This is a genomic window from Amycolatopsis ruanii, assembly GCF_003385175.1.
GTDB classification, from domain to species: domain Bacteria; phylum Actinomycetota; class Actinomycetes; order Mycobacteriales; family Pseudonocardiaceae; genus Amycolatopsis_E; species Amycolatopsis_E thermalba.
Genome location: NZ_PQHY01000070.1, coordinates 23,966 through 32,340, shown reverse-complemented (window position 1 = coordinate 32,340; position 8,375 = coordinate 23,966). Strand labels below are relative to the sequence as shown.

Below are 8,375 nucleotides of genomic sequence, written 5' to 3'. Positions count from 1 at the left end.
GCACCGGCCCTCCCCCACCAACCCGTCGCGAACCGCCCGCCTCCGAAGCCGCCTCCTCCGGCTGAGCGGCTCGTGCCAGGATCGGGGGCATGACACCAGAGGAGCTGTTGACCACCACCCGCAGCGTGCGCAAGCGGCTGGACCTCTCCCGCCCCGTGCCGCGCGAGCTGATCGAGCGGGCGATCACCCTCGCCCTCCAGGCGCCCACCGGGTCGAACCGGCAGGACTGGCACTGGGTCGTGGTCACCGACGCCGACAAGCGCGCCCAGCTGGCCGAGCTGTACGCGAAGTCCTACAAGGCCTACCGCGACACGGGCGCGGCCCCGGAGGAGCGCTACGCCGGCGACGCGGACCGCGCGGCCACCCAGCACCGGGTGATGAACAGCGCCGACTACCTGGCCGAGCACATGGCCGAGGTGCCGGTGCTGCTCGTCCCGGCGATCCACGTCCCGGGCGGCAAGCTCCCCGAGGGCAACCAGGCCGGGCTGTGGGGCTCGATCCTGCCCGCGGTCTGGAGCTACATGCTGGCCGCGCGCACCCTCGGCCTCGGCACGGCCTGGACGTCGCTGCACCTGGTCTACGAGAAGGAGGCGGCTGAACTACTGAACATTCCGGACCACGTCCGCCAGGCGGCGCTGATCCCCACCGCGTTCTACACCGGCGAGACGTTCAAGCCGGCGAAGCGGCAGCCCCTGTCCGAGGTCCTGCACTACGACCAGTGGTGACCCGGTGCCCAGGAAGAGCGCGGCGTTCCTGCTCTACCGCCTGACCGGCGACGGCGGCCTGGAGGTGCTCATCGCGCACATGGGCGGGCCGTTCTGGGCACGCAAGAACGAGCGGGCCTGGTCCATCCCGAAGGGCGAGTACACCGACGAGGACCCGCTGGTCGCGGCACGGCGCGAGTTCGCCGAGGAGGTCGGCGAGCCCGTGCTCGCGGGCGAGATCCTGGAGCTGGGCGAGTTCCGCCAGTCCAGCGGCAAGGTCATCACGACGTTCGCCGCCGAGGGGGACTTCGACCCGGCCGGGTTCGCGAGCAACACGTTCGAGATGGAATGGCCCAAGGGATCCGGCCGCGTGCAGGAGTTCCCGGAGGTCGACCGCATCGAGTGGACCGGTCCCGATCGCGCGGCCGAGCTGCTGGTGAAGGGCCAGGTGCCGATCGTCGAGCGCCTGCGGGAAACCCTGCTCGCGCGCGGAGTTCTGCGCGCCTGAATGGCACGCGGCCGGCGCGCGACGCCATCGGCATCGCGCGTGTGCGGGAGCCCCGTTGGCAGGTAGCGCCTCGGGGTTTCCGCACATCGAGCGGCTGCCGCGAACCCCGTCCGCCTCAAGGAAGCCACGCCCGGAGAACCGGCCCGATCGAGTTCGCCGAACGCTCAGAGCGAGCCCATTGAATCGGGAGATCGAGCCACCGAATCCGGGGACGAACCGACCGAACAAGGAGACCGAGCCCACCAAACCCAGGCACCGAGCCCACCGAAACCCAGCGACCGAGCGCATCGAACCCGGAGGCCGAGCCCACCAAATCCAGACACCGAGCGCATCGAACCCGGAGGCCGGGTCCACCGAACCCAGACACCGAGCCCACCGAACCCAGCGACCCAGCCCAAATCCAGAGACAAGCCCACCGAATCCGAGGCCGATCCCACGGAGCCCACCGAACCCCGGACACCCGCAACGGCGGGGATACCACGGCGCACCGCGAATCCCCGCCGCCGACGGCTCACGCGAGCGAAACCGCCACCTGCTCCAGCTTGTCGAGCGACTCCTGCATCCCGCCCTCCATACCGGACTCGAGGTGCCCGTCGCGGGCTTCCTTGCTCGGGTACTCGGCCAGCACGGTGAGCGTGGTCCGCCCGTCGTGCTCGGTCAGGGTCAGCGTGTTCAGCGAGGACGCGCCCGGCATGCCCTCGAACACCTCCGTCGACACGATCCGCTCGTGCGGCACGACCTTCTGGTACTCGCCGTGGAAGGCGACCTCGAAACCGCCGTCCGCGACCATCACGTAGCGCCATCTCCCACCGGCCCGCAGATCGACCTCGACGGACGTCACCTCGCCACGCTCGCCCGCCCACCAGCGCTTCACCAGCTCCGGCGTGGTCCACGCCTGCCACACCAGGCGCGCGGGCGCGTTGAACTCACGCGTGATCCGAATCTGGTTGTCCGCCGGAAGCGTCACCTTCGCCGTACCGCTAGTCGTCACCGCGACCATCTCCATCCTCCAGTTCCTTGAGTTCTTCCAACACCGTGTCCAGACGGTCGAACCGCTCGTCCCACAACCGCTGGTAACCGCTGACCCACTCGTGGATGTCCTTCAACGGACGGGCGTTGATGCGGTACACCCGCTGCCGTCCCGAATCGCGAACCTCCACCAGCCCCACCTCCCGCAGGACCCGCAGGTGCTTGGACACCAGCGGCTGGGCGAGCCCGAGCACCGACACGAGGTCGTTCACCGGCTTCTCCCCGCCGGCCAGGAGGTCGAGGATCTGCCGCCGCCGCGGTTCGGCCACCGCGTTGAACGCGTCCGCTGTCGTCGCTGCCCGTGCCATGCACCCAATATATACCCATATGGGAATGCGTCAAGGAACCCAGGCAACTGCATCGATTTCGACCAGGTAGCGCGGGTCGAACAGCGACTGCACCCCGACGAGCGTGCTCGCCGGGCGCGTGGTCACCCCGGCGTGCAACGGCGCGAGGATCGCCTCGGCCAGCTCCGGCCGGTACCCCGCCACGTAGATCGTGTGCTTGACCAGGTGCTCCCGGCTGGTGCCGGCCGCGGCGAGCGCGACGTCGATGTTGCGCACGATCTGCTCCACCTGCGCGACGTGATCACCCTCCCCGACCGGTTCGCCGTGGGCGTTCCAAGCGACCTGCCCGGAGAGGAACACCAGGCGCGACGCGGGGACGGTGACGGACAGGCTGAACACTTGGGGCAGCGCGAAGAGCCCGGCCGGGTTGGCGTACTGCGGCATCTCACTCTCGGTCATCGCCGCAGCCTAGGACCGGCCACCCAGCGCGGCTATCTCGCGGAACCGGGCGGCAGCCACCGGCGACGGAGCAGCACGTGGCTAGCCTGGAGCCATGACGCCTGGCGAACTCAAACGACTGTGCCTGTCCCTGCCGGGTGCGCGCGAGGAGTTCCCGTTCGGCGAGGCCAACAGCGTCTTCAAGGTCGCGGGCAAGATGTTCGCCCTCAGCCCGCTGGAGTCGACGCCGCTGCGGATCAGCCTGAAGTGCGACCCGGACCTCGCGGTGCAGCTGCGCCGCGACCACCCCGCGATCACCGCCGGCTACCACCTCAACAAGCGGCACTGGAACACCGTCGTGCTGGACGGCTCGGTGCCCGAGGACCTGGTGCGCGAGATGATCGAGGACTCCTACGACCTGGTCGTGGCTGGGCTGCCGCGCCGGGAGCAGGAGAAACTCCAGTGGGTCGCGCTCGGCCAGGAGAAGGCGCCCCGCGGACCCACTAACCTACGCCGGTGACCGTCGAGCTGAGCCTGCTGTCGCGCGTCGCCTGCCGCGGGCGGGAGATCACCGCGCCCCGGCTGCGGAACCTCCTCGCGCTGCTCGCCGCCGACCTGACCACCGGCTGCGGCACGGGCCGGCTCGTCGACGGGCTGTGGCCGGACGAGCAGCCCGAGAACCCGGTGAAGGCGCTGCAGATCCTCGTCTCGCGCGCCCGCTCCCAGTTCGGCGCGGACCTGATCGCCAGCACGCCCACCGGCTACCGCCTCACCCTCGAACCCGCCCAGGTCGACGCCGCGGCGCTGCTTCAGCACGCCTCCGCCGCCCGCACCGACGATCCCGCGGCCGCGCTCGCCGAGGCGGACGCCGGGCTCGCGCTGTGGGACGGCTCCGCCGACGACGGCCTGGACCCGCTGTCCACCCTGCGCCGCGAGCGGCAGCCCGCCCACCGCTTCCTGGTCCGGGCCCGCGGGCTGGCGCTGTCCCGGCTGGGCCGCCACGCCGAGGCGCTCGATCCGCTCACCGCCGCCGCGAGAGACCGGCCGCGGGACGAGGAAGTCCTGCTGGAACTGCTGCGGTCGGAGTCGGCGACCGCCGGCCCGTCGGCGGCGCTGGCCCGGTTCGAGACCCACCGCCGCGCCCTGCGGGACGACCTCGGCACCGATCCGGGGCCGGAACTGCTGTCCTGGCAACGGGAAACGCTCGCCGGCGAGCAGCCCGTGGTCCGGCACGGCATCCCGCACGACCCCAACCCGCTGCTCGGCCGCGCGGACGACATCGCGGCGATCACGCACCTGCTGCGCCGCTCCCGGGTCACCTCGATCGTCGGTCCCGGCGGGCTGGGCAAGACCCGTCTCGCCCACGCGGTCGGCCGGGCCGCCGAACAACCGCTCGTCCACTTCGTCGCGCTGGCCGGCGTCCGCGCCGACGAGGACGTCGCCGGCCGCGTCGCCACCGCGCTCGGCGTCGGCGAGGCGCGCCGCACGCCCGGCCCGCGCCCGCCGGACGACCTGACCGGCATCGCCGAGGTCCTCGGCGCCGCACCGGCGCTGCTGATCCTGGACAACTGCGAGCAGGTCCTCGACGGCGTCGCCGAGCTGGTCGGGGCCCTGGTGTCGATGACCCGCGACGTGCGCGTGCTGACCACCAGCCGCGCACCGCTGGGGCTGTCGTCGGAGTCGGTGTACCCGCTGCCGGAGCTGGACCTGGACACCACGATCGAGCTGTTCACCCAGCGCGCCCGGGCCGCGCGGCCGGACGCGGACCTGCCCGCGGACGTCGTGACCGGCCTGTGCCGTCACCTCGACGGCCTGCCGCTGGCGGTGGAACTGGCCGCGGCGCGGGTGCGCGTGCTGTCCGTCCCCGAGATCGCCCGGCGCCTGTCCGACCGGTTCGCGCTGCTGCGCGGCGGCCCACGCGACGCGCCTCAGCGGCACCGCACGCTGCAGGCCGTCGTCGACTGGAGCTGGCACCTCCTCGACGAGCACGCGCAGGCGGCGATGCGCACGCTGTCGGTGTTCCCGGGCGGGTTCACCGAGGACGCCGCCCGGCACCTGCTGGGCGGCCACGACACCCTCGACGTCCTCGGTGAGCTGTCCGGCCAGTCGCTGCTCAAGGTCGTCGACACCCCGGTCGGCACCCGGTTCCGGATGCTGGAGACGGTGCGCGAGTTCAGCGCCGCCCGCCTCGCCGAAGCCGGCGCGACCGCGCGCGTCACCGACGATTTCCTCGCCTGGGCGCGGGATTTCGGTCTGGCGCACCACGAATCGGTGTTCGGCGCCGACCCGTACACGGCGAGCGAACGGATCCGCGCCGAGCAGGACAACCTCGTGACGGCGATGCGGCTGGGCATCGAGCGCGGGGACGGCCCGACGGTCGCGGCCACGGCGGCGGCGCTGGGCGCGCTGTGGACGGCCGACTCCAACTACTCCCGCCTGGCCGCGCTCACCACGGACGTGCCCGCGGTGCTCGCGCGCTTCCACCCGAAACCGGAGTTCGTCGAGGTGACCCGCACCGCGGCGACCGTATGCGTCACCGCGACCTTCATGCTCCAGGGCCCGCGCGCGGTGCGGTCGCTGCTCGTCCTGCGGCGGCTGCCCGAAGCGCCGCCGAGCACGCTGATCCGGGCACTGGCCACGGTGCTGGCCCGGTTCCCGGAGATCACGCGGTCCGGTCGCCGCGCGCTGGACGCCCTGTGCGAGAGCGAGCAGCCGCTGCTCGCCTACGTCGCGCGCGGCGTGGACAGCTACTGGTGGGAGACCGACGGCGACACCGCTCGCGCCCTCGCGTCGGCGCTGCGGATGCTGGACGCCGCCGAGGTTCCGGACGCGCCCTGGCTGCGGCTGATGGCGCGCGCCCGGCTCGGCGAGCTGCACCTGCAGCGGGGCGACGCCGGGGAGGCCACCCGGCACCTGAGCGCGGCGATGCGGCTGCTGCAGGATCTCGCGCCCTGGCCGGACACGATCGGCATCCGGTGGGGTCTCATGCTCGCCGCCCTCCAGGCCGGCGCGGTCGACGAGGCCGAACGCTGGCTCACCCGGTCCAGCCCGTCCACTGTGGACGACCGCTTCGACGTCGTCACGTTCGACCTCGGGGTGCGGGCGGAGATCGCGCTCGCCCGCAACGAGGTCGACCACGGGCTGGCGCTGTGGCGGCAGGCGGTCGCCCGGCAGCGCGACAACGGCGTGCTGCCCCTGCGCGAAGCGCCCGGCCTGGACTCCTGGACGCTGGAGCTGATCTCGGTGACGGTGATCGCGCACGCGCAGCACGGCCGGCTCGACCTGGTCGCCGACCTCGTCGCCGAACTCCCCGCGCTGGTGCCGCCGCTGTTCAGCGAGAGCGCGGCGAAACTGCCCGCCTACCTGATCGGGATGGCGGTGCGCGGAACGGTCCTGCTCGCGCTGGGCGTGCTGGCGCTGGACCGCGGCGACCCCGCCGGGGTGCGGATGGTGGCGCTGGCCGAGCGGCTGGGTTTCCTGCGGAACTTCCAGCCGACGATGTCGCCGGCCGGGATCCGGGCCGCGGCCGAGAACGCCGACGGGCCGGCGTACGCCGACGCGGTGTCGGAGTACGCCGGCCTGAGCCCGGACGAGCTGCGCCTGGCGGCGCTGGAGCTGGTCAGCGAGTCGGTTCGCGGTTGAACAGGGCCTTCGCCCACACGTAGCCGAGCAGGGCGATGCCCACCCCCCAGCCGACCGCGGCCCAGCCGTACCAGCCGATCGGCGTGCCGGCGAGCAGACCGCGCAGGGTCTCGATGACCGCGGTGAACGGCTGGTACTCGGCGAACCAGCGGATGCCCGACGGCATCGAGTCCAGGGGCACGAAGGCGCTGGACAGGAACGGCAGCAGCAACGTCATCGGCATCACGATGTTGCTCGCCCCCTCGACCGTCTTGGAGAGCTGGCCGAGCGCGGCGGAGAACCAGCTGAGGCCGAGCGTGAGCAGCAGCAGGACGGCGGTCACGAGCAGCCAGTCCCCGATCCCGGCCGAGGTGCGGAAGCCCAGCAGCAGGGACACGCCGAGGACGATCAGCAGGCTCGCCACGGCCTGGATCACGTTGCCCAGGACGTGTCCGGTGAGGACGGACGCGCGGGCGATCGCCATGGTGCGGAAGCGGGCGACGATGCCCTCGGTCAGGTCGGAGCAGATCGCCACGGCGACCGGCATCGTGGCCGATCCGACGGTGAGCAGCAGCATTCCGGGCACCAGGTAGGCGAGGTAGTCACCGCTGGCCGGCCTCCCGGTGAGGCCGGCGCCGATCGCGCCGCCGAAGACGTAGTTGAACAGCAGGAGCATGAGGATCGGCATCGCGGCGACGCTCAGCGTCATCGACGGGTAGCGCAACGCGTGGCGGAGGTTGCGCCGCAGCATGGTGGCGGAGTCGGTGAGCGCGGGCATCAGCGGGAAACCTTCTCTTCGGTGGGGTGGCCGGTCAGGGCGAAGAAGACGTCGTCCAGGTCGGGCGTGTGCACGGCGAGGCCTTCGGGCTCGATGCCGGCGTGGTCCATGCGGTCGAGCAGCGCGCGCAGCGACCGGACCCCGCCGTCGCTGGGGATCTGCAGGGTGAGGGCCTCGTCGTCGCGGGAGACTTCGCCGAACGTGCGGGCGGCCAGGTCGAGGGTCGGGGCGTCGGCGAAGCGCAGTTCGACGTGCCCGCCGGGGATGCGGCGCTTGAGTTCCGCCGGGCTGCCCTCGGCGACGAGCGCGCCGTGGTCGAGCACCGCGATGCGGTCGGCCAGCTCGTCGGCCTCCTCCAGGTACTGGGTGGTGAGGAAGACGGTGACGCCGCGGTCGACGAGGTCGCGGATGATGTCCCACATGGTGTGGCGGCTGCGCGGGTCGAGGCCGGTGGTCGGCTCGTCGAGGAAGATGATGCGCGGCTCGCCGACCAGGCTCATCGCGAGGTCCAGCCGTCGCCGCATGCCACCGGAGTAGACGGCGGCGAGTTTCTTGCTCGCCTCGACCAGGTCGAAGCGTTCCAGGAGGTCCGCGACCCGGCGGCGGCCCTCGGCCTTGGGCAGGTGGTGCAGGTCGGCCATCAGCCGGAGGTTCTCCTCGCCGGTGAGCTTGTTGTCGACGGCGGAGAACTGGCCGGTGACGCCGATGGCGGCGCGGACCTGCCCGGCTTGGGCGACGAGGTCGTGCCCGGCGATGCGGGCGCTGCCGGAGTCGGCCCGCAGGTAGGTCGACAGGATCTGGACCATGGTCGTCTTGCCCGCGCCGTTGGGCCCGAGCAGGGCGAAGATCGAGCCGGCCGGGATGCGCAGATCGATCCCGCCGAGCACGACCTTGTCCCCGAACGCCTTGCGCAACCCGGCGACCTCGATGGCCGGGGTGGTCGTGGTGGTGGTGGTCAAAGCCCCCTCCTCGGTGTGAGTTCCGTTGCTGCGACGAGCATCGGAGGAGGC

At 72.2% G+C, this 8,375-nt stretch carries 9 protein-coding genes; 4 read left to right on the top strand and 5 right to left on the bottom strand.

The window, feature by feature from the left end:
• Positions 1-89 precede the first annotated feature (89 nt).
• Together D0D28_RS28360 and D0D28_RS28355 are read left to right on the top strand one after the other, a co-directional pair.
• On the top strand, positions 90-725 hold the full coding sequence (locus tag D0D28_RS28360) for a nitroreductase family protein (protein WP_116113874.1): 636 nt from the start codon (positions 90-92) through the stop codon (positions 723-725).
• Between the two features lie 4 nt (positions 726-729).
• Positions 730-1,212, top strand: a complete 483-nt coding sequence (locus tag D0D28_RS28355; protein WP_094004194.1) for an NUDIX domain-containing protein — start codon at positions 730-732, stop codon at positions 1,210-1,212.
• A 511-nt stretch (positions 1,213-1,723) separates the two neighbouring features.
• On the opposite strand, the gene D0D28_RS28350 is transcribed toward D0D28_RS28355, so the two are convergent.
• From D0D28_RS28350 to D0D28_RS28340, 3 genes are read right to left on the bottom strand one after another with little or no spacing between them, the layout of a single operon-like run.
• Positions 1,724-2,218: an SRPBCC family protein gene (locus D0D28_RS28350; RefSeq protein WP_240323390.1), complete on the bottom strand. Its 495-nt coding sequence runs from the start codon at positions 2,216-2,218 to the stop codon at positions 1,724-1,726.
• Entirely contained in the window at positions 2,193-2,549 is a 357-nt protein-coding gene (locus D0D28_RS28345) for an ArsR/SmtB family transcription factor (protein ID WP_094004260.1), read from the bottom strand. Before D0D28_RS28345 ends, D0D28_RS28350 begins: the two co-directional genes overlap by 26 nt.
• A 30-nt stretch (positions 2,550-2,579) precedes the next feature.
• A complete protein-coding gene (locus tag D0D28_RS28340; protein WP_116113871.1) occupies positions 2,580-2,987 on the bottom strand; it encodes a RidA family protein in 408 nt (135 codons plus the stop codon).
• Between the two features lie 94 nt (positions 2,988-3,081).
• Between D0D28_RS28340 and D0D28_RS28335 the strand changes: the two genes are divergently transcribed.
• Entirely contained in the window at positions 3,082-3,486 is a 405-nt protein-coding gene (locus D0D28_RS28335) for an MmcQ/YjbR family DNA-binding protein (protein WP_094004192.1), read from the top strand.
• Positions 3,483-6,608 carry an ATP-binding protein gene (locus D0D28_RS28330; RefSeq protein ID WP_116113868.1) on the top strand — a complete coding sequence of 1,042 codons (3,126 nt, stop codon included), beginning with the start codon at positions 3,483-3,485 and terminating at the stop codon, positions 6,606-6,608. The genes D0D28_RS28335 and D0D28_RS28330 overlap by 4 nt, the downstream gene beginning before the upstream one ends.
• On the opposite strand, the gene D0D28_RS28325 is transcribed toward D0D28_RS28330, so the two are convergent.
• Both D0D28_RS28325 and D0D28_RS28320 read right to left on the bottom strand, forming a co-directional pair.
• A complete protein-coding gene (locus tag D0D28_RS28325; protein WP_094004190.1) occupies positions 6,586-7,365 on the bottom strand; it encodes an ABC transporter permease in 780 nt (259 codons plus the stop codon). The two genes, D0D28_RS28330 and D0D28_RS28325, sit on opposite strands and share 23 nt — an antisense overlap.
• Positions 7,365-8,324: an ATP-binding cassette domain-containing protein gene (locus D0D28_RS28320; protein ID WP_116113866.1), complete on the bottom strand. Its 960-nt coding sequence runs from the start codon at positions 8,322-8,324 to the stop codon at positions 7,365-7,367. The genes D0D28_RS28325 and D0D28_RS28320 overlap by 1 nt, the downstream gene beginning before the upstream one ends.
• Positions 8,325-8,375 lie beyond the last annotated feature (51 nt).